The sequence below is a fragment of the Tenacibaculum larymnensis genome (genome assembly GCF_028829235.1).
Taxonomy (GTDB): domain Bacteria; phylum Bacteroidota; class Bacteroidia; order Flavobacteriales; family Flavobacteriaceae; genus Polaribacter; species Polaribacter larymnensis.
Genome location: NZ_JAIWJY010000003.1, coordinates 220,564 through 242,451, shown reverse-complemented (window position 1 = coordinate 242,451; position 21,888 = coordinate 220,564). Strand labels below are relative to the sequence as shown.

Below are 21,888 nucleotides of genomic sequence, written 5' to 3'. Positions count from 1 at the left end.
ACTTCCTATTATCATATTCTTAAAATAGTATACTCCTAATTCAAGAACACATATTTATTAGCTGATTTTTAATGTTTTAACGTTTATTAATTGACATCACGCTTTAAGCTTTTTAGTTTTGTACCCTAATTAAATGATACTAGAATAATGAAATTGATTAAAATTAAAAGAGAAACACGTTTAGAAAAACGATTTTCAAGAAAAATGGGTAAACTTCATACTAATGTTACCTACATTAAAAAAATGTTTTTAAATATTATACCGCTTGAAACGGTACACAAATACAGAGAAACCTATTATGGTGAAGTTAAAGATTGCGAAGACTGTGTCTTAGCTAAATAACAACTTTCTTTTTCACAAAAACAAAAATCCCGTTCTTTTGGAACGGGATTTTTCTATACTATATGCTTTTACTATTTATGCTAAAGAAGCTCCACTAGCAGCTACACTTCTATCAATTTTACGCATTAATCCTTGTAATACTTTACCAGGACCAACTTCAACAAACTCAGCACCACCATCAGCAATCATTGCTTGCACACATTGCGTCCATCTTACTGGCGCTGTTAATTGTGCTATCAAATTTTCTTTAATTTCAGCAGGATTTGTTACTGCTTTCGCTACCACATTTTGGTATACTGGGCAAATAGGTTCGTTAAATGTAGTTTCTTCAATAGCTGCTGCTAATTCTTCACGAGCTGGCTCCATCATTGGTGAATGAAATGCTCCTCCTACTGGTAAAAGTAACGCTCTTTTCGCGCCTTTTTCTTTCAATACTTCACAAGCTTTTTCAACTGCTTCAACTTCTCCAGAAATTACTAATTGTCCAGGACAGTTATAATTTGCTGCAACCACTACTCCATCAATCGAAGCACAAACTTCTTCAACTACAGCATCTTCTAATCCTAACACAGCTGCCATAGTAGATGGTTGAATTTCACATGCTTTTTGCATTGCTAAAGCACGTTTAGAAACTAATTTTAATCCGTCTTCAAAAGACAATACACCATTAGCTACTAATGCTGATAATTCTCCTAAAGAGTGACCTGCAACCATTTCTGGTTTAAAATCATCCCCTAAAACTTTTGCTAAAATTACTGAATGTAAAAAGATAGCAGGTTGTGTTACTTTAGTTTGTTTTAATTCTTCAGCAGTACCTTCAAACATTACGTCGGTAATACTAAAACCTAATATATTATTTGCTTTTTCAAAAAGTTCTTGAGCTAATGGAGAGTTTTCATATAAATCTAACCCCATTCCTGTAAATTGTGCTCCTTGACCTGGAAAAATATACGCTTTCATTTGTTTGTTTTGTTGTTTATTTAACCTTGCAAACATACAACTTTTAAAATTACTATCTTCGTTTTATGACTGTACAACAAAAATCTCAAGCACAACTTATTTACCTAGTTTTAGCTTCGTTATTTATAGCCTCTCTTGTAACTTCAAACCTAATTTTTCAGAAGTTTTTTTATTGGGAACCTTTTAATTTATTTCGTTTTGAAGTGTCTGTTGGAATACTTCCTTATCCTATTACTTTTTTAATTACTGATATTCTTTCTGAAATTTATGGTAAAAAAAAAGCCAATCAAGTTGTTGTAGCAGGTATTTTTGCCTCCTTTTTTTCAATGTTAATTATTTTAGTAGCTGATTATGCTCCTGCAATTGATAACTCTCCTATAGGAAATGAAACTTTCACAAAGGTTTTTGGACTTTCTCCATTAGCAGTATTAGCTTCTATGTTAGCTTACTTAGCTGCTCAGTTTATAGATATTCGTATTTTTCATTTTTGGAAAAGGCTAACTAAAGGAAAGCATTTATGGCTTCGAAATAATTTTTCTACCTTTTTGTCACAATTTATAGATACTTTTACCGTATTATTTTTATTGAGTTCTTTTAAAATACTTCCTTGGAGTATTTTTGGTAGCCTTTTACTTAGCGGTTTTTTATTTAAAGTCATTATAGCAGCTCTGGACACTCCTATTTTGTACGCTGTTGTATATTGGTTTAGAAAAAAGTTCGGCTTAAAAATGGGAGAAGAAATCACAGAATTTTAACTTAACACTACTATGTTGAACAAGTTTTTTTACAGAATTTTTAAAGAGCATTTTTCACTCTCGGAAACGCTTGCCATTTATCTAAATTTATTTACAAACCTAATTATATTTGGAATTTTAGGTTATATCTTATTCAAAATTTTTAGGTATGTTGGTAAAAGAACGGTGAATAAAATGGCTGCAAAAACATCAACTAGTTTTGATGACATGCTTATTAAAAACAAAGCTTTTTTAAACCTTTCTAGAATTGTTATTCTTACTATTGTTTTTAATTTTTTAAAAGATATTTTAGTTGATTTCCCTCACTTGTTTACTTATGCTGAACGTATTGCAACTATTGCCATTATTTTTGCTATTGTTTGGTTTATACGCAGTATTTTACTGAGTGTTAAAGATTTTCTTCGTACTACAAATGCTTTCAAAGACAAACCTTTAGAAAGTTATGTACAAATCTTTATGGTCATATTGTGGTTAATTGCTGCTATTTCATCTTTTTCAGTATTAACAGGTAAACCTTTAATTAGATTTTTAACTGCTTTAGGAGCTTTTTCAGCTGTATTATTATTAATCTTTAAAGACACCATTCTTGGTTTCGTATCAAGTATCCAAGTAGCAGTAAATGATACTGTTAGAATTGGAGATTGGATTACTATGGAAAAATATGGTGCCGATGGTGATGTAGTTGAAATTAATCTTACTTCGGTAATTATTAGAAATTTTGACAATACAATATCCAGTATTCCTACGTATTACTTAACATCCGATTCTTTTAAGAACTGGAGAACAATGAACACCTCAGGTGGTAGACGTATAAAGCGATCAATTTTAATTAAAATAAATAGCATCCACTTTCTTACCGATGAAGATATTGAACGTTTTAAAAAGATTGAATTAATTTCTGATTACATAGAAGAAAGTAGCAAGGAAGTAAAAAAATATAATGAAGAGAATAACGTAGATAAATCGGTTATTCTAAATGGTAGAAACCTTACCAATTTTGGGTCTTTCAGAATTTATTTAGATAAATACATTGAGAATCATCCAAAAATTAATCAAGACATGTTATTAATGTCTCGTCAGTTAGAGCCAACTCCTAATGGAATTCCGCTAGAGATTTATGCCTTCAGTAGAGAAAAAAATTGGGTAGATTATGAACGTGTTATGGCGAACATTTTTGATCATATTTTAGCTTCTGTAAAATATTTTGACTTGGAAGTTTTTCAAAATCCATCAAGTATTGATATCAATAACTTGAAAGAAATACAAAAGAGTGAATAATCATACAGGTACATCTTTATGGCAAATAGCCATCCAAAAATTTAAACGTAGTAAAACAGGTATGTTTAGTTTTTGGTATATTGTTTTTTGCGGGTTTATTGCTGTTTTTTGCTATGTTTTAGCTCCTGATAACAGTAACTCTGCCAATCAAATGCATTTAGAAATTCACTCGAAACCTCCTGGATTTTCTGTGCAACTATTAAGTATTCCTTCAGAAGTAAAAAATCAACAATCGTGGTTTTCTGTTTTTATGGAAGGAAAGCAAAATTCATCAACAGAAATACCTATTAAATCATTTTCTGTTAAAAATAATCAGTTAGAAGTTATTAAATACTCCGATGGTTTACCTAAAGAGTTTCCTGCTTCCTACGAAAAGTACATTCAGCAAAAAACGTTTTATTTAGGAACTGATAAATATGGTCGTGACTTATTAAGCAGGTTATTAATTGGTGCTAGAATTTCATTTTTTATTGGGTTTATAGCTGTGTTTATTTCACTCTTAATAGGAATTCCTATTGGCGCTATTGCAGGTTATTTTGGAGGGAAGATAGATGATTTTATTATGTGGATTATTAATATCACTTGGTCCATTCCAACACTTTTATTGGTAATCGCTATTACTTTAGCTTTAGGAAAAGGTTTTTGGCAGGTTTTTATTGCTGTAGGGCTAACCATGTGGGTAGAAGTTGCCCGTGTAGTTCGTGGTCAAGTAATTACTACCAAACAGCAGCAATATGTAGAAGCTGCCAAAGCTTTAGGTTTTTCTGATTTTAGAATTATTTTCAAACATATTTTACCTAATATTTTAGCTCCTATCATTGTAATTTCTGCCGCAAATTTTGCAGCTGCTATTTTAATTGAAAGCGGACTGAGTTTTTTAGGTATTGGAGCCCAACCTCCTACTCCTTCTTGGGGAGCTATGATTAAAAACCATTATAATTATATCATTTTGGGCAAACCATTTTTAGCATTGATTCCTGGATTAGCAATTATGAGTTTAGTAATGGCTTTTATGTTAATTGGAAATACACTTCGTGATGCTTTGGATGTGAAAGCATAAAATTTGTAAATTCGCTTTCTTAAATTTTTTTGATATGAGTTTTAGTGTTGAGTTTAAAACACGATGGGCAGATTTTGATGCCAATATACACATGCGTCATACCGCATATAATGACTATGCTGCTGAATTACGTTTACGTTTTTTTAAAGAGCATAATGTAACTGTTCAAGATTTCACAAAAGAAAACGTTGGTCCTATTTTATTTGAAGAAAACACCAAGTTTTTACGTGAAATACACATGGGAGAAGACATAACCGTTAACTTAAAGGTTACTGGTTTATCTGGAAAAGGTGAGCGTTGGAAAATTCAGCATGAAGTTTTTAATCAAGCAGGTAAGCTCTCTGCAGTTATAACTGTTTATGGTGCTTGGTTAGATTTGGTTAAGCGTAAATTAACAGTACCTCCTATTAAGTTTCAAGAAATTTTTAATGAAGTTGAAAAAACTGAAGATTTTAAAGAAATTTTGTTAGGTAATTAAATGAGTACTTCAAGGAAAATAAAGGTTGTTATTACCATTGTTGCTTTGCTTGTAGGTTATTGGTTACAACAAAAAGAAGAGGCTAATGGTTCTTCTCAATCTACAACAGAAACAACTAGCAATAAAACTAATAACTTCAATTACTTTCCTACCTCAACAACTGGTGTCATTATAAAACATAATGGCTACCAGTTATCATATAGCGAAAAACACGAGCAAGCCGAATGGGTTGCTTATCCTTTAGATAAAAGTGATATTGTTTATACCAATCGTAAACGTCCGTTTTTTATTTTAGACCCTAAGGTGAAGACAAAGTCTGCGGATTGGAGAAATTATAAAAGGTCTGGTTATGACAAAGGACACTTATGTCCTGCTGGTGATAGACGTGCTTCTAAAAGTGCTCATGATGAAACTTTTTACACCTCTAACATTTCTCCTCAAAACCATGAATTTAACGCTGGTATTTGGAATAAATTAGAACAAAAAACTCGTTATTGGGCAAAAAAGTATAATCGCTTGTATGTTGTTACTGGTGGTATTTTAGAACCTAACTTAAAAACTATAGGAAAGGAAAAAGTAAGTGTTCCTAATTATTTTTATAAAGTTTTATTAGATTATACTCAGCCTGAAATTAAAGCCATCGCTTTTTTACTTCCACATAAGGAAAGTAACAAACCTCTATCTGATTTTGTGGTTTCTATTGATGAATTAGAACAAAAAACAGGTATTGATTTCTTCCCTGAATTACCTGATACTATTGAAAATCAACTAGAGGCTTCTGCTAATTATAAAAATTGGAGTTTTAGGTAACAATTCTATAATACTCCTTTTAGTACCTACGTTTTTTCTCAAAAGCATACGATAGAACAACTCCATGGCTATTTCCTAACACTGAATCGCTAAACGCAGCATTGTAGAAATACACAAACTTTAAGTTTTTTAGAGCATAAATACCTGCCATAAAATTAATTGAAGAGCTACTTCGATAACCTGTACCTATTTCGAATTTGTTTTTATAGTTAACTGCAACATTTGCATCAATCTGCATAGGTGCTCCACCTTCATACTTTAAGAAAACACTAGGCTTAATCATTACTTCCTCAAATCTATTGGTAAAAAAACGATACCCAAAATAACCATAAACAGGATTTGATATATCTAAATCATCTCTTGATGCTAGTTTATCTCCTAAAAGGTTTGGTAGTGAAATTCCTGCATAAAAATCTGCATGATTGTACAAAAATCCAATCCCAACAGTTGGCACGGTTACATTTATATTTTCTGAAAACTCTATATCGTCAGTAATTCCTAGCTCTAACAGATTTTCATGAAACTGCTGCACTCCTGCTGTTAGTCCAAACGATATTACATGTTCATTATAATGCTGCCAATAAGGTCTATCAATCTCAGTATCAAAAAATATTTTATACGAATATGCAGCATATGCATTTGTATAAGTGCTCACACCTATTTTGTCTCTTACAATAGCCCCACCTATTCCCATTTTCTTCCTAGCTATAGGAGAATGAAAACTTAATGATAATGTTCTAGGGCTTCCTTCAATACTATTTATATAACCGTAATTACTAAGTGTAATTTCTGCTCCATCTGACATTCCTGTATAAGCCGAATTTATAATAAACGGATTATAATTATACTCTGGATACAAAGCCGTTTGTTGCCCCCAATTATTCTGAAATACCATTATAAAAATTAATGGTAAAATATAGTTTCTTATCTCTTTCATCTTATCTTTTTAAAACTAAAAACCCTTTCTTTTCTGTTGAATTTCCCCCTTTTGAAATTTTTATATTGAAAAAGTATGTTCCTGCTGGCAACTTATCACCTCCCATACTTGTTAGCTTATTGGCAACACCTCTAAAAACATTAAACTGGTTATCATATCCTTTTATCTGGAACACCATATCTCCCCACCTATTAAAAACAGTTACTGAATTGTTAGGATATTCTTCAATTCCTTTTATTTCCCAAAAGTCATTTACTCCATCACCATTCGGAGAAAAACCATATTTAGTTTCTCCTACTAAACCTTCTTCTGTTCTAAAACTAATTTCTGAACAACCTGTAGCACTTCCTATAGAATTATATGGAGTCACCGAGACATAAATTGTGGTCGTTTCTGGTAAATCACTTGCTAGTGTGTAACTCGTTCCTGTTACTACTCCATTATTTACAATATCAGTTCCGCCTGAAGTTGTTCCAATTGACAGGTAATATCCATCTGCATCAGCTACTGCGTCCCAACTAATTCCGGTACTAACACTAACATCCGTTGCTCCACTGGTAGGAAATGTAATCGTTGTACAATTTGGGGCTGTTGGCAATGTTTCTGTAGTGAAACTAATTTCTGAACAACCTGTAGCACTTCCTACAGAATTATAAGGAGTCACCGAGACATAAATTGTGGTCATCTCTGGTAAATCACTAGCTAGTGTGTAACTCGTTCCTGTTACTACTTCATTATTTATAATATCTGTTCCTCCTGAAGTTGTTCCAATTGACAGGTAATATCCGTCAGCATCTGCTACTGCATCCCAACTAATATTTGTATCGACAGCTACATTAGTTCCTCCATTGGTTGGAAATGTAATCGTTGTACAATTTGGGGCTGTTGCCAATGTTTCTGTAGTGAAACTAATTTCTGAACAACCTGTGGCACTTCCTACAGAATTATAAGGAGTCACCGAGACATAAATTGTGGTCGTTTCTGGTAAATCACTTGCTAGTGTGTAACTCGTTCCTCTTATTGATTCATTATTTACAATATCAGTTCCGCCTAAAGTTGTTCCAATTGACAGGTAATATCCATCTGCATCAGCTACTGCGTCCCAACTAATTCCGGTACTAACACTAACATCCGTTGCTCCACTGGTAGGAACTGTGATTGTTGTACAATTTGGGGCTGTTGGCAATGTTTCTGTAATGAAACTAATTTCTGAACAACCTGTGGCACTTCCTACAGAATTATAAGGAGTCACCGAGACATAAATTGTTGTTGTTTCTGGTAAATCACTAGCTAGTGTATTATAACTCGTCCCTGTTACTGATTCAGTATTTACAATATCAGTTCCACCTGAAGTTGTTCCGATTGACAGATAATATCCATCCGTATCAGCTACTGCATCCCAACTAATCCCTGTACTAACACTAACATCCGTTGCTCCGTTACTTGGAACTGTGATTGTTGTACAATTCGGTGCTGTTGGTAATGCTTCGGTTGTAAAACTTATCTCTGAACATCCTGTAGCACTTCCTATAGAATTATAAGGAGTCACCGAGACATAAATTGTTGTTGTTTCTGGTAAATCACTTGCTAGTGTGTAACTCGTCCCTGTTACTGATTCAGTATTTACAATATCAGTTCCGCCTGAAGTTGTTCCAATTAATAGGTAATATCCGTCAGCATCTGCTACTGTGTCCCAACTAATTCCGGTACTAACACTAACATTCGTTGCTCCGTTACTTGGAACTGTGATTGTTGTACAATTCGGTGCTGTTGGCAATGCTTCGGTTGTAAAACTAATTTCCGAACATCCTGTAGCGCTTCCTACCGAATTGTACGGAATTACAGAAACATAAATTGTGGTCGTTTCTGGTAAATCACTTGCTAGTGTGTAACTCGTCCCTGTTACTGATTCATTATTTACAATATCAGTTCCACCTGAAGTTGTTCCGATTGACAGGTAATATCCATCTGCATCAGCTACTGCGTCCCAACTAATTCCTGTACTAACACTAACATTCGTTGCTCCGTTACTTGGAACTGTGATTGTTGTACAATTTGGCACATTTACAACTGCATCTCCTGTAGTAAAACTTTCTTCTACACAACCTGTAGCGTCACCTACATCATTGTATGGAATTATACGAACATAATGTATTCTATTTTCTTGTAGATCTTGGGTAAAACTATACGAAGTAGTGTTTCCTACATCAATACTATTCACAACTTCTATTCCTCCTTGAGTAGTTCCTACACTTACTAAATACCCTGTTGCTTCTGAAATTTCATTCCAAGAAATGTCAGTATTCAACGGAACATTCGTTGAACCATTTATAGGATTTATTAAACTTGTACAACTAGGTACTACTGGAATAAACTCTGTTTTAAAAGATTCTTCTCCACAACTTATTGCATCTCCTTCATCGTTATAAGGAGTTATAGTTACAAAAATATCGGTATCTTCTGGTAAATCTACAGGTAAATCATATGTTGTACTGTTACCTACATCAATACTATTAAGAATATCTGACCCTCCAGAAGTAGTTCCTACTGTAAGCCTATACCCATCTGCATTGCTTATAACATTCCATTCTAAATTTGTACTTACAGGTATATCTGTACCGCCAGCAAGTGGTAGGGTTAAATTGGTACAATTTGGTACTGTTGATGGAGTTGTAGACAGGGTAAAACTTTCTTCTGAACAAGGTCCTACCGCATCTCCATTTTCGTTTGAAGGTACAATAGTAACATGAACTGTTTCTCCTCCTGAAAAATCTGTAGCAAATTCATAAGTGGTGGCATTTACAACAGTTTCATTTATTATGGTTCCAGATGGTTCAATTCTAATTGTTAAAGCATATTCACGTGCATACAAAACAGATTCCCAAGTTAAATTGGTATTTACAGGAACATCTGTTGCTCCATTTAAAGGAGCTATTAACTGTGTGCACTCTGGAATAGGACAATCTAAGACATCACCTGTAAAAGACCATCCAAAATCATCAATCATTGATTGCCTTTCTTCTACAGCATCGCAATATATAAGAGTGTTAGCTCCTAGATTTATTCCTGATGTTAGTGCTTGTTCTGACCATGCAATAAGAGTATTGTCATAATTTACTCTGGTAAGAGCTGTATTATCTAGCATATTTTGCATGTTAGTTACACCACTAATATTCCAATCACCTAAATCTTGATTAAAAACTGTAGCGTTATTAAACATAGCGTTCATAGATACCGTATTTAATAACCATTGGTTTAAAGATTGATTAAACAAACTTGCACCTTGAAACATTCTATCCATGTTTGTCACTGCTGTTGGTCTCCAATTATTAATAGGTTGATTAAAGTTTATTGCACCATTAAACATATCTTGCATGGTGGTTACTCTCCTGATATTCCAACTTCCAATAGCACCATCAAAGACCTCTGCTGATTGAAACATACCTTGCATATTTGTTACTGATGCTACATTCCAAGAATCTAACGATCTATTAAAAGATGTTGCTCCCCGAAACATTTCTTGCATGGTGGTTACAAAAGATACATTCCAGTTATTAATATCTTGATTAAATTTAGACGCTCCATAAAACATTTCAGCCATCGTTTGTGCTTCGCCTGTATTCCAATTCCCTAAAGGTTGGTTAAATATTTCTGCATCTTTAAACATTGCTTCAAAGTTTGTAACTACTGAAACATTCCAGTTTTCCAACGGGTTATCAAAAGCAATAGCTTCTTCAAACATTGAAGGCATTAATGTTACTGAGCTTACATTCCAAGAATTTAATGGTTGATTGAAAACTGTGGCTTGTTGAAACATTTGGCTCATATTAGCAACAGCACTTACATCCCAATTATTTAATGGTTGATTAAACACCTCTGCTCTTCGGAACATCCCTGACATATTAACTACTGAGTCTACATCCCAAGAATTTAACGGTTGGTTATACATTTGAGCATTGTAAAACATTAAACTCATGTTCGTTACATTGGTTACATTCCAACTATTTATATTTTGATTAAAGTCGCTAGCGCTTTGAAACATGCTCTCCATGCTAGTAACCCTAGATACGTTCCAATTACCTAATGGTTGATCAAATACATATGCACTTTCAAACATCGAAGTCATATTTGTAACAGCACCTACATTCCAAGAGTTTAAAGGTTGGTTAAAATCAACACATCTCTGGAACATTTCAGACATATCTGTAACATTACTTACATCCCAATTATCTATATTTTGGTTAAAAGCCATATTTGAAATAAAACCATTAAACATTTCAGACATATTAGTAACATTGCTTACATCCCAGTTATCAAGTGGCTGGTTAAATGCTTCTGCTCTTTCAAACATACTACTCATATCTGTAACATTACTTACATTCCAATTATTAAGATTCTGATCAAATACTTCTGCATTCTGAAACATACCTCCCATATTTATTACATTTCCGGTATTCCAGTTCCCTATATCTTGATTAAACTTTACAGCACTACCAAACATATAGTTCATATTAGTAACATTACTTACATTCCAGTTATTAAGTGGTTGGTCATAAACTGAAGTTCCACTAAACATACTACGCATGTTCGTTACATTGCTAACATTCCAATTATTTATGTTTCCATTAAATTTCCTGCATGAACTAAACATTCTTTCCATATCCATTACATTGCTTAGATTAGGAATATCTGTGGCATTGTACTCCATATTTGCACAACTATAAAAAGCTTCGTACATACTTTCCCAGACTTGTGTTCCCCATTGATCTATAGATAATAATTTGTCAGAGTCTCCAATAGTTTCATGCTTTGGAGAAGGAAAAACACCAATAATACTTACTGTATAGATTCCTGGTGCAAGATATGTGTGTGTAATATCACCCGTAACATTATGATTGTATTGTCCATCTCCCCAATCTATTGAATAGTTATACGTAAGGTATTTTGGATAACCTGAATTTGTTTCTATTCTTAACTGATTTGTTGGTGTAGTGAATGAAGATTGTATACTTGTATCATAGGTAAGTTTAAATGCATCTGGACTATTTACCCAACTTTCTATTACTGTAAAACTAATTTCCTGGCAACCTGTAGCTGGTCCTTCATCATTATAAGGAACAACTGTTACATATACAGTATCTCCTGCTATAAATTCATTGGTAAAGTCTACTCCTACTACATTTCCTACATCTTCATTATTATATATAACCTGTGAAGTCGCTCCGTTTTCTCTTCTTACACTAATTCTATACCCTGTAGCATTAGGTGCTGGATTCCAACGAATATCACTGTTTGCAGGTACTTGTGTGTCACCTGCTTGCGGCATTGTTATTTGAGTACATAATACATAAGAACAGTTTACAATATCTCCTGATATAGTCCAACCATTATTATCAATTAGACTTTGTCTTTGGTTTAATGCATCACAGTAATTAAGGTTCGTCGCTCCTAAGTTAATGTTGTTTTGAACTGTTTGAGCACTCCAGGCTATAAGAATATTATCATAATTTTCTTGAGAAATACCACTACTTGACAACATATTTGTCATGTTTGTAACACTAAATATGTTCCAGACTCCTATATTTTGATTAAATGAAGTAGCCTGATTGAACATATAAGACATGTTTCTAACATTTCCGGTTTCCCAACCGGTTATATCTTGATTAAAGGATATAGCTCTATCAAACATATATTGAAAGCTCGTAATATTACTTACATCCCAGCTATTCAAAGGTTGATTAAAAGCTTCTGCTTGTTGAAACATGTTACGCATATTAGTAATATTGCTTACGTCCCAACTATTCAATGGCTGATTGAAAGCTTCTGTTCTTTCAAACATACTTTCTACATCGGTAACCTTACTAATATTCCACAAGCTTATATCCCGATTAAAAGCAATAGCTCCTTCAAACATTCCACTCATAGTAATTACATTACTCACATCCCAATTACCTATGAGCTGATTAAAACCAGAGTTATCTCGAAACATGTAACTCATATCAGTAACATTACTAACATCCCAGTTACCTATAGATTGATTAAAAACTGCTCCCCAAGCCCATCCATCAAACATACCTGACATATTTGTAACATTACTTACATTCCAACTGTTTAAAGGTTGATTAAAGGTTCTGTTTCTAAAAAATAGCTTGGACATATTAATAACATTACTAACATTCCAACTATTTAAGGGTTGATTGAATTTAGATTGACTAAACATTCCCGCCATTGTTGTAACGCTACTTACATCCCAGTTATCTATTGGATTATTAAAGCTAGAACCTTTAAATGTGTTATTCGTATTGGTAACATTACCAACATTCCAATTATTCATTGGTTGATTATATGCACTTGTATCGTAAAAAGCTCCTTCCATATTAACAACATTAGCTACATTCCAGCTATTAATATTTTGATTGAATTTACGAGCCCTATATAAAAAGTTTTCTAAAGTAGTTACTGCTGATGTATTCCAATTATCTAATGGTTCATTGAAATTGCTTGCATCGTAAAAAGTGTAAGACATATCTGTTACATTAGATGTATCCCACTGATCTAAAGGTCTATTGAAAATTTCACAATCCATAAATAATCCTGATATATTAGTTATGGTGCTCATATTCCAATTATTCATAATACCATTAAATAATGAACAATCTCTAAAAGCATTTTGTAAACTAGTAACTTGACTTAAATCTGGTGGAGCAATGGCATCAAAATTCAGGTTTGAACATCCGTAGAACGCATTTTCCATACTTTGCCATTGAATTGTACCCCAAGACAATATTTCAATAATCTTGTCAACGTCTCCAGCATTGTTAAAATAGATTGCAGGAAACGTACCATCTATCTTAATTGTGTAAGTTCCTTGTGTAGCATAGGTATGTGTAATATCTCCCGTTACATTTGAGTCTATATTTCCGTCACCCCAGTCAACGGTATAAGAATAAGTATAAGCTGAATTGGTTGGTATGGTTATTTCATTATCTGCTGAAGAATCAGTACTAACATTTGTAGTATTCCATAAAGATGTAAATGACTGTGAAAACAATTGACTGCTTACAATAAAAAAAAGTACTGTAAAACTATTCTTTAAAAACTTACTAATAAATTTCCTCATTCTTTTTAATCTAATTTTAAACTTCTTCTTAACTAACCATTTTAATTTTACAACATAACACATGATGTAAAACCACCTAAATAATCATAGATGTTTTTTGTTTGATTGTACTATTAAATAATAAGGCGCAAGATATAACCGCTGGTTGTTATAGAAGTATCATTCTATAGAGTGGAACCTATTTTATTAGTTTTTTTCGGTACTCTGTAGGTGTATAACCTGTTTGTTCTTTAAACACACGGTTGAATGTTGTTTTACTTTTAAAACCAGCATCGTAGGCTACAGCAATTATTTTGTAATCTTTATTAGTAGGTTGTTCTAATATTTTTTTAGCTTCTTTTATTCGATATGAATTGATAAGTTGGTAGAAGTTTTTATCAAATTCAAACGAAAATACTTCAGATAAATGATGACTACTTAACGATAGTTTTTTTGCAAAGTTTGCTTGAGTTAAATCGTGATTTAAGTATATCTTTTCTTCTTCTATTGCTTTTAATATTTTTTGCTGGTAAGAAACTCTATCTTCTTTTGACAATGAGGAATTTTTATACTTTTCAGAAGCTTCTTTTATCTTTTCTGTTATTTTATTTGTTTCTTTTATATCACTTTTCTCTTCATTCTTTTTTATGTAAATCCAAAACACACCTCCTAAACCAATTACACAAAACACACCAAACCACAACAAACTTTTTTGTTGTTCTGAAAGTAGCGCTTTTGTGTTTTCTTGTGCTAAAACTGTTTTTTCTCTTGCTCCAATTTCTGCTTTTAGCTCCTCTGTAATAGCTTTCTTTTGATTCTTTAGAAAACTTATTCGGCTTTTGTTATGTTTCTTTTCTGCATTTAAATAAGCTGTTGTTTTGTTTAGCTTTTGATATATTATAGCTAGATTTTTATAACATATCATTTCTATTTCTTCTATATTCCTTTCAGAAGCTATGCTTAATGCTTGTTTTAAATTTTCTTCCGCTTTATTGTAATGTTCTAACTTTAAATTTGCGACTCCTAAATTGACAAAAATCCATGCTTTTACTCTAGTATTTTTTTCAAAAGCCTTATACTTTCTAGCTCTATTAGCTATTTCAACTGATTTTTCATATTCTCCTAACTTATAATACGAACTACTGATATGGTTTAATGATGTTAAAACAATACTTTCATTTCCTGTTTCTTCTCCTATTTTTTTTACTTGCTGCGCATAAAACAGTGATTTTTCCTCATTATTTAAAGCTGAGTAGCTTGTTGATAAACCATTCAACGCAGCCATTTTTATTAAGTTAGGTTTCTTCATATAGGTAGTTTGCTTTAAAACCTTCTTCATGGTTTCTATACTTTTTTCATAAAGCTCAACATTATTATATGTGTTTCCTAAATTAACCAGCACTACAGTTTCAGCTTGTTTACTTTCTTGTATTGTTTTTGCTACGACTAATGCTTCTTTATATAATGCTATACCTTCTACATACTTTGTTTGCATGTTCAAGCTTATTGCTTGATTAACCATTGCTTTTACTTGTAGATCTTTTAGGTTATTCTCTTTAGAAATATTATAAAGAGAATCACTATAAATCTTATGAAGTTTGTAGTTTCCTTCCTTATAGTTTTCTTGTAGTTTTTCTAAATAACTCTCTGCTTTTTTCTGAACTTCAGCAAACTGTGAATCTACTTTATTCTGACTATACAACTGGGTTACAAGACTAAGTAATAGATATATGGTTATTTTTTTTAGCAAATTTTATTTATTTCCCACAAAAATACATCAAAATACTTTCCCTTAATCCTTTTTAATAACTACCTGATCTTCAAACACAAAAAAAGTGTCTTGCAGATATGATAACATACTACATGACACTTCTTATCAAAAACCACAAAAACTTGTGTACTTATTTAGCGGGTTTTAGAGAGTTTAAGTTATTAATAATCATATACTCTAATAGTACTTCTTTTGAGTAATCGTCAAACAAATTATCTGCATCAAACAAACGACTCTCAAGCCCGCTTAAATATAACTTACTAAATAACTCAAGATCTACATCAGATCTTATTTCTCCCTGTGTTTTGGCTTCTTCTAGTAAATTCATTATATCTGTTGAAACAACATCTGTAGTAATCTCTTTATAAGCATCGTAAGCATTAGGGTAGTATTTTTTTAACCCAAAAATAAATGAAGGTTTAAACTTTTCTACGTACTTAAAAATTACTTTATATATCTCTATTACTTTACTTAATGCTGTTTTATCAGATTTTAAAATAGGCTCAGTATCAATTTTGAATTCATTTATTAATTCTTTAATACTTTCAATTATCAATTCCTCTTTTGAAGAAAAGCAAGCATAAATAGTTTTTTTTGAAATTCCGAGTAGCTCAGCTATTTCATCCATTGTGGTATGCTTACTGCCAAATGCTATAAACTTTTCTTTGGCTACCTTAATAAGTTTTGACCTATTACCCATTATAACCTATTTACTTCCAACCGCCTCCAAGTGCTTCATATAAATTAACAACACTTAACAACTGATTTAACTTGTTATTGATAACATTTAACTCAGCATTTAAAGCTCTTTCTCTTGCTGTTAATAAATCTAAATAATTAGCATATCCATTTTTTAACAACTCTTCAGAGTTTACTTCTGCTCTTCGTAAAGCTTCAACTTCATTTTTTCTGTAATCAAACTTTTCGGTTTCTGCTTTATAATCAAAAAGTGCATTTGAAACCTCATTTCCAGCAGTTAACAAAGTCTTTTTAAAAGTTAACAATGCTTGTTCTTGTTGTGCTTTAGCTACCTCATGTTGTGTTTTAATCTTTCTTTGATTAAAAATAGGCTGTGTTAAACCTCCTATAATATTTGCAAACAAAGAGTTTGTGCTTAATAATTCATCTAACTCTAAACTTTGAAATCCTCCACTTGCCGTTACTGTTAACGATGGGTAAAAATTACTTTTGGCAACATTAGTCATTTCAAAAGCGTTTATTAAACCATATTCAGCTGCCATAACATCTGGTCTATTTCTTAATAAAGTTGCTGGAACGCCTACTTTAATAGCGGCATTTAGTTGTTGTTCTGAAAGTTTACTTCTTTCAATAACTACAGATGTTCTTCCTAATAATAGATTTAGTGTATTCTCAATTTTAAAGATAGATGCTTCTAAATCTACTTTTAGTGCTTTTGCATTGTTATACTGTGCAATATTTTGATCTACTGCTACCTGATTTACCTGACCTGCATCTTTAAGAGCTTTGATAGTATTTACACTACTCTCTCTCGTTTCAATAGTTTGTTCAGTAATTTCTAACTGAGCATCTAAAGCTACTAACTGATAATAGGTAGTTGCTATTGCTGAAACTAATTGTGTTTTTACTGCTTGATGAGCTGCTACACTTTGTAAATAACCTGCTTTTCCTGCTCGTTTATTGCTTCGTATTTTACCCCAAATATCGGCTTCCCATGAAAGATTTCCTGTTATATCATACTGGTCGATACTACCGTTAAAAAAAGATCCAAACTGGCTGTTTTTTGCTAATTCTTGGTGAGTAGCTTTTGTTCCTACACTTAAAGTAGGAAAATATCCTGCCTTGCCTTGTTTCATATAAGCCTCAGCAGCTGCCATTTGTTGTATTGCTACACGGATATCTAAGTTATTTTGAAGCCCTTCATCAACATATTGCTTCAAGTGGGCATCAGTAAACATATCTTTCCATGATACATCTGCCATTGAGATACTATCTTTTGGTAAATTATCTGTTCTATACAAATGTTCTGTTTCTTTTAACTCAGGACGTGCATAATCCTTAGCAACAAAACAACTTTGTAAGGTTGTAGCCATTACGGCTACAACCAAGGTTTTATTTAGTATACGTTTCATAATTAATCTTCTTTAGTTTCAATAACAACTGGTTTGCTTGATACTTTTTCTTGCAACCATTGAAATACCACAAATAATACAGGAATAACGAATACCCCTATTAAAGTACCTATTAACAATCCTCCTGCAGCACCAGTTCCGATAGAGTTATTTCCTTCAGCCCCTACTCCTTTTGCTAATACTAACGGCATTAACCCTAGGATAAATGCAAACGAGGTCATTAAAATAGGTCTTAAACGTACTTTTGCTCCTTCAATAGCCGCATCGTATAAGCTTTTTCCTTGTTTACGACGTTGTATTGCAAATTCTACAATAAGAATCGCATTTTTAGCTAACAGACCTAATAACATAATTAAGGCTATTTGGAAATAGATGTTATTTTCTAACCCAGCTAAATATGTTGTGTAATATGCTCCTGCTACACCAATTGGTAATGAGAAAATTACTGATAGTGGTAATAGGTAACTCTCGTATTGTGCTGCTAATAAGAAATAAACAAACAAAATACTAATCATAAAAATAATGGTAGATTGTCCTGATGATGCTATTTCTTCTCTAGTAATTCCTGAATAAGCAACACTATATCCTTCTGGTAAATTATTTTCTGCTAATGTGTTTATTTTAGTAATTGCATCTCCTGTACTAAATCCTGGTGTTACACCTCCGTTTACTGTTACAGAGTTAAACAAGTTGAAACGATTTACCGTTTGAGGACCATATACACGTTTTAAGCTTACAAATTGAGATATTGGTGTCATTTCTCCACTTGGAGTTTTTATAAACATACTATTTAAGCTTTCTTCATTTACTCTGTCTTCAGGTAATGATTGTACAAAAACTCTAAACTGTTTTCCAAATCTACTAAAGTCAGCTGCATAATTACCTCCAATATATCCTTGTAAAGCTGAAAGGATAGCACTTGTTGACACTCCTGCCTCTTTAGCTCTTTCTACATTGATATCTAATTCCAACTGAGGGAAACCAGTATCAAAAGAGTTAGAAGCAAATGCTATTTCTGGTTGTTGATTTAAAAGACCTACAAATTCTTTTGCTGTTGCATCCATTTCTGTTAATGGCTTAGCTGAACGGTCTAATAACCTCATTTCAAAACCATCTGCACTACCAAAACCTGGCACACTTGGTGGGGTAAAGAAAATAATATTCGCATCTGGTATCATCGCTGCTTTACCAAACAATTGACCTACTATGCTTTGAACTGATTCCGCATCACTTTCTCTTTCACTCCAATCTTCTAAAATAATAAAGCCCATAGCATACGAACTTCCTTCTCCAGAGAAAAAGTTTCTTCCACTAATAAATGATGCTCCTTTTATTCCTTCAATTCCTTTAATACTTTCATATAGCTTTTCTGTTACTTTATATGATCTATCTAATGAGGAACCTGCTGGTAATTCAGCATTCATAAATACCACCCCTCTATCTTCTGATGGTACGAAACCTGTAGGTATTGTATTACTTGCCCATACAATAGCTAAAACACTTACCCCTAAAATACCTGCTGTTACCCATTTATGCTTTACTAAAAAGCCTAAAGACTTGGTATATTTATTTGTTACCGCGTTGAACCCTGCGTTAAAAGCATCATAAAATCGCTGTAACAATCCTTTTTTCTTATGATCGTCGTTATGCGGTTTTAATAACAACGCACTTAAGGCAGGTGTTAATGTTAATGCATTTACTGCTGAAATTAAGATGGCAACCATTAATGTTACACCAAATTGCTCATAAAATACTCCTGATGGTCCTTGTATAAAAGTAATTGGCACAAATACTGCCATCATTACTAAAGTAATAGACACAATAGCTCCACTAATTTCACTCATGGCAGAAATTGATGCTTTTTTCGCACTCTCTGCTCCATCTTCCAGTTTAGCATGTACTGCTTCTACTACCACAATGGCATCATCTACCACAATTCCAATTGCTAAGATTAAAGCGAATAATGTTAGCAGGTTGATCGAATATCCAAACAGGTTTAAGAAAAAGAACGTACCAATAATTGATACTGGAACTGCTATGGCTGGTATTAAGGTAGATTTAAAATCTTGCAAGAAAATGAACACTACAATAAATACTAATAAAAAGGCTTCAATCAAGGTACTTTTTACTTTGTCTACAGACGCTGTTAAGAATTTGTTTGTGTCGTAGTTAATGATATAATCTAATCCTTCTGGGAAATCTTTCTTTAAATCTTCCAGCTTTACATAAATATTCTCAATAATTTCCTGTGCATTAGATCCTGGTGTTTGAAAAACTCCAAAGTTAAGTGCTGGATTTCCATTTGTACGTGAAAGTGATGAATAAGAAAATGCATCTAACTCTACTTTTGCTACGTCTTTAACACGTAAAAACTGTCCATTCCCCAAAGCTTTTACAACAACATTTTCATATTCTTTTGCCGTTTTATATCGTCCTTTATATTTGATTACATATTCAAAAGATTCTCCTGTGTTTTGCCCTAAAGATCCAGCTGCTGCTTCTAAACTTTGTTCATTAATTGCAGCTATTACTTCTCTAGGTTCTAACTTATATGATGCCATTTTTGCTGGATCTAACCATACACGCATCGAATAATCTTTTGCTCCAAATACATTTACAGCCCCTACTCCAGAAACACGTTGCAATTCTGGTTTCACATTTATATTCAGATAATTCTGAATAAAAACATCATCATATTCAGGGTTTGTTGAAAATATAGCGGCATACAAAAGTGCCGAGTTTTGTTGTTTTGCTGTAATAACTCCTGCTCTTGTAACCTCAGATGGTAATAAAGCATTAGCTCTAGCAACTCTGTTCTGTACGTTCACCGCAGCAATATCAGGGTCGTAACCTTGTTCAAAGAAAACTTGAATACTTGCTGTACCTGTATTACTTGCTGTAGAAGTCATGTAAGTCATTCCTTCTACCCCGTTTATTTGTTCTTCTATAGGAACAATAACACTTTCTAAAATTGTTTCGGCACTAGCTCCTGGATATGAAGCTGTAACCTGCACCGTTGGTGGTGCTATATCAGGATATTGCGTTACCGGTAATTGTGTTAATGACAGTACTCCTAATATTACTATGATAATAGAAATTACTGTAGAGAGTACCGGACGCTCTATAAATTTTTGTAACATGATTTTCTTTATTATTTAAATACCGTATCGAATGAGTTAACTATACTGTCTAAAGGTGTTGGAACTGGTTTAATTTTTGCTCCAGAACGAACTTTATTTAAGCCTTTAGCTAAAATGGTTTGTTCTATTGTTAATCCTGACTTTACCACATAAAGCTTTCCTACTTGTGCTTCTACTTCAATAGTTTTTTCAGCCAAAGAGTCATTATTTACTGTATAAACATATACCTTACCTTGACGTTCAAATGTAGATTCTGAAGGTATAATTAATGCATCGTTATGTACTTTAGGTATTAAGATTGTACCACTACTTCCGTTACGTAACAAGCCTGCTTTATTATCAAACTTTGCTCTAAAGCTAATAGTTCCTGTTTGCTGGTTAATATCTCCTGCAATGGTTTCAATAATTCCAGTTTGTTCATACTCTTTTCCATTAGCTAACAATAACTTTACTGGTGGTAATTTTTTAATTTTTTCATCCATTGTATCACCCTCTGCTGAAGCAATGAAGTTTAAAAACTCTTTTTCATTCATAGAAAAGTATGCATATACATTTTTTATAGAAGCTACTTTTGTTAGAGGCATTGCACTTTGTGCACTTACTAAAGCTCCTTTTCTATAATTAATTGAACCTACAAATCCGTTCACAGGACTTTTTATATTAGCGTAATTAATATTAGCTACAATACTGTTATAACTACTTTTAGCTTGTGCTAAACTTGCTTTTGCTGTTTCTAATTGAACTGGACTAATAATGTTCTTTTCTACTAATGGTTTTAATTTATTAACTTCAACCTGCGCTGTATTTACAGCTGCTTTTGCTGCCTCAGCATCTTGACTTAATGATTGGGTTTCTAACTTAAACAATAGTTGCCCTTGTTTAACTTTCTGTCCTTCTTTTACCAAAACGTTCTTTACGTATCCAGAAACTTTTGGTCTTATTTCACTATTTACTTCTCCTTCAATAGTTACAGGATAACTTTGGTAATTTGTTATTGTTTTTTTTGCTACTTTAACTACTGGAAAAGGCAGCGCTGTTGGCTTCTGTTGGTTTTGTTGTTGTTGTTTTCCACAGCTTGTAAAAAATAATGCAACAATGCTAAGAATAGCAATACCGTATATATGTTGATATTTCATTTTATGTATAT

General features: G+C 32.8%; 14 protein-coding genes. 6 read left to right on the top strand and 8 right to left on the bottom strand.

The features are described from left to right. The first annotated feature begins 147 nt into the window (after positions 1 to 147). A complete protein-coding gene (locus LCI24_RS06015; RefSeq protein WP_028891267.1) occupies positions 148 to 342 on the top strand; it encodes a hypothetical protein in 195 nt (64 codons plus the stop codon). A gap of 75 nt (positions 343 to 417) precedes the next feature. Here LCI24_RS06015 and fabD read toward each other — a convergent pair whose 3' ends face one another. Continuing rightward, entirely contained in the window at positions 418 to 1,302 is an 885-nt protein-coding gene (gene fabD / locus LCI24_RS06010) for an ACP S-malonyltransferase (RefSeq protein WP_047790801.1), read from the bottom strand. Positions 1,303 to 1,367: 65 nt separating this feature from the next. Between fabD and LCI24_RS06005 the strand changes: the two genes are divergently transcribed. The 5 genes from LCI24_RS06005 to LCI24_RS05985 all read left to right on the top strand — a co-directional run bounded on the left by LCI24_RS06005 (position 1,368) and on the right by LCI24_RS05985 (position 5,683). Next, positions 1,368 to 2,057, top strand: a complete 690-nt coding sequence (locus tag LCI24_RS06005; protein WP_047790793.1) for a queuosine precursor transporter — start codon at positions 1,368 to 1,370, stop codon at positions 2,055 to 2,057. A gap of 174 nt (positions 2,058 to 2,231) precedes the next feature. After that, on the top strand, positions 2,232 to 3,335 hold the full coding sequence (locus LCI24_RS06000; protein WP_274639567.1) for a mechanosensitive ion channel family protein: 1,104 nt from the start codon (positions 2,232 to 2,234) through the stop codon (positions 3,333 to 3,335). Continuing rightward, positions 3,328 to 4,395 (top strand): ABC transporter permease, encoded by a 1,068-nt coding sequence (locus LCI24_RS05995; RefSeq protein ID WP_274639566.1) that lies wholly within the window; start codon positions 3,328 to 3,330, stop codon positions 4,393 to 4,395. The genes LCI24_RS06000 and LCI24_RS05995 overlap by 8 nt, the downstream gene beginning before the upstream one ends. 34 nt (positions 4,396 to 4,429) lie before the next feature. After that, positions 4,430 to 4,873 carry an acyl-CoA thioesterase gene (locus LCI24_RS05990; protein ID WP_274639565.1) on the top strand — a complete coding sequence of 148 codons (444 nt, stop codon included), beginning with the start codon at positions 4,430 to 4,432 and terminating at the stop codon, positions 4,871 to 4,873. Then, entirely contained in the window at positions 4,874 to 5,683 is an 810-nt protein-coding gene (locus LCI24_RS05985) for a DNA/RNA non-specific endonuclease (protein ID WP_274639564.1), read from the top strand. 19 nt (positions 5,684 to 5,702) lie between these two features. On the opposite strand, the gene LCI24_RS05980 is transcribed toward LCI24_RS05985, so the two are convergent. The 7 genes from LCI24_RS05980 to LCI24_RS05950 all read right to left on the bottom strand — a co-directional run bounded on the left by LCI24_RS05980 (position 5,703) and on the right by LCI24_RS05950 (position 21,877). Next, complete coding sequence (locus LCI24_RS05980) at positions 5,703 to 6,620, bottom strand: PorP/SprF family type IX secretion system membrane protein (protein WP_274639563.1); 918 nt, start codon at positions 6,618 to 6,620, stop codon at positions 5,703 to 5,705. Position 6,621: 1 nt separating this feature from the next. Beyond that, positions 6,622 to 13,740 (bottom strand): BspA family leucine-rich repeat surface protein, encoded by a 7,119-nt coding sequence (locus LCI24_RS05975; RefSeq protein WP_274639562.1) that lies wholly within the window; start codon positions 13,738 to 13,740, stop codon positions 6,622 to 6,624. Between the two features lie 178 nt (positions 13,741 to 13,918). Beyond that, the gene (locus LCI24_RS05970; RefSeq protein WP_274639561.1) at positions 13,919 to 15,469 is read right to left on the bottom strand and encodes an AraC family transcriptional regulator; all 1,551 of its coding nucleotides are present in this window, start codon (positions 15,467 to 15,469) and stop codon (positions 13,919 to 13,921) included. 151 nt (positions 15,470 to 15,620) lie between these two features. After that, a complete protein-coding gene (locus tag LCI24_RS05965; RefSeq protein WP_274639560.1) occupies positions 15,621 to 16,190 on the bottom strand; it encodes a TetR/AcrR family transcriptional regulator in 570 nt (189 codons plus the stop codon). Positions 16,191 to 16,200: 10 nt separating this feature from the next. Beyond that, on the bottom strand, positions 16,201 to 17,601 hold the full coding sequence (locus LCI24_RS05960) for an efflux transporter outer membrane subunit (protein WP_274639559.1): 1,401 nt from the start codon (positions 17,599 to 17,601) through the stop codon (positions 16,201 to 16,203). Positions 17,602 to 17,603: 2 nt separating this feature from the next. After that, on the bottom strand, positions 17,604 to 20,741 hold the full coding sequence (locus LCI24_RS05955; protein ID WP_274639558.1) for an efflux RND transporter permease subunit: 3,138 nt from the start codon (positions 20,739 to 20,741) through the stop codon (positions 17,604 to 17,606). Positions 20,742 to 20,752: 11 nt separating this feature from the next. Continuing rightward, the gene (locus LCI24_RS05950; protein WP_274639557.1) at positions 20,753 to 21,877 is read right to left on the bottom strand and encodes an efflux RND transporter periplasmic adaptor subunit; all 1,125 of its coding nucleotides are present in this window, start codon (positions 21,875 to 21,877) and stop codon (positions 20,753 to 20,755) included. Positions 21,878 to 21,888 lie beyond the last annotated feature (11 nt).

Excerpts from the sequence above, each read along its gene's own strand:
- LCI24_RS05955 (WP_274639558.1), bottom strand. The coding sequence starts at position 20,741 with ATGTTACAAAAATTTATAGAGCGTCCGGTACTCTCTACAGTAATTTCT.
- LCI24_RS06005 (WP_047790793.1), top strand. The coding sequence starts at position 1,368 with ATGACTGTACAACAAAAATCTCAAGCACAACTTATTTACCTAGTTTTA.
- LCI24_RS05960 (WP_274639559.1), bottom strand. The coding sequence starts at position 17,601 with ATGAAACGTATACTAAATAAAACCTTGGTTGTAGCCGTAATGGCTACA.
- LCI24_RS05950 (WP_274639557.1), bottom strand. The coding sequence starts at position 21,877 with ATGAAATATCAACATATATACGGTATTGCTATTCTTAGCATTGTTGCA.
- LCI24_RS06015 (WP_028891267.1), top strand. The coding sequence starts at position 148 with ATGAAATTGATTAAAATTAAAAGAGAAACACGTTTAGAAAAACGATTT.
- LCI24_RS05965 (WP_274639560.1), bottom strand. The coding sequence starts at position 16,190 with ATGGGTAATAGGTCAAAACTTATTAAGGTAGCCAAAGAAAAGTTTATA.
- LCI24_RS05980 (WP_274639563.1), bottom strand. The coding sequence starts at position 6,620 with ATGAAAGAGATAAGAAACTATATTTTACCATTAATTTTTATAATGGTA.
- LCI24_RS05985 (WP_274639564.1), top strand. The coding sequence starts at position 4,874 with ATGAGTACTTCAAGGAAAATAAAGGTTGTTATTACCATTGTTGCTTTG.
- LCI24_RS06000 (WP_274639567.1), top strand. The coding sequence starts at position 2,232 with ATGGCTGCAAAAACATCAACTAGTTTTGATGACATGCTTATTAAAAAC.
- LCI24_RS05990 (WP_274639565.1), top strand. The coding sequence starts at position 4,430 with ATGAGTTTTAGTGTTGAGTTTAAAACACGATGGGCAGATTTTGATGCC.
- LCI24_RS05975 (WP_274639562.1), bottom strand. The coding sequence starts at position 13,740 with ATGAGGAAATTTATTAGTAAGTTTTTAAAGAATAGTTTTACAGTACTT.
- fabD (WP_047790801.1), bottom strand. The coding sequence starts at position 1,302 with ATGAAAGCGTATATTTTTCCAGGTCAAGGAGCACAATTTACAGGAATG.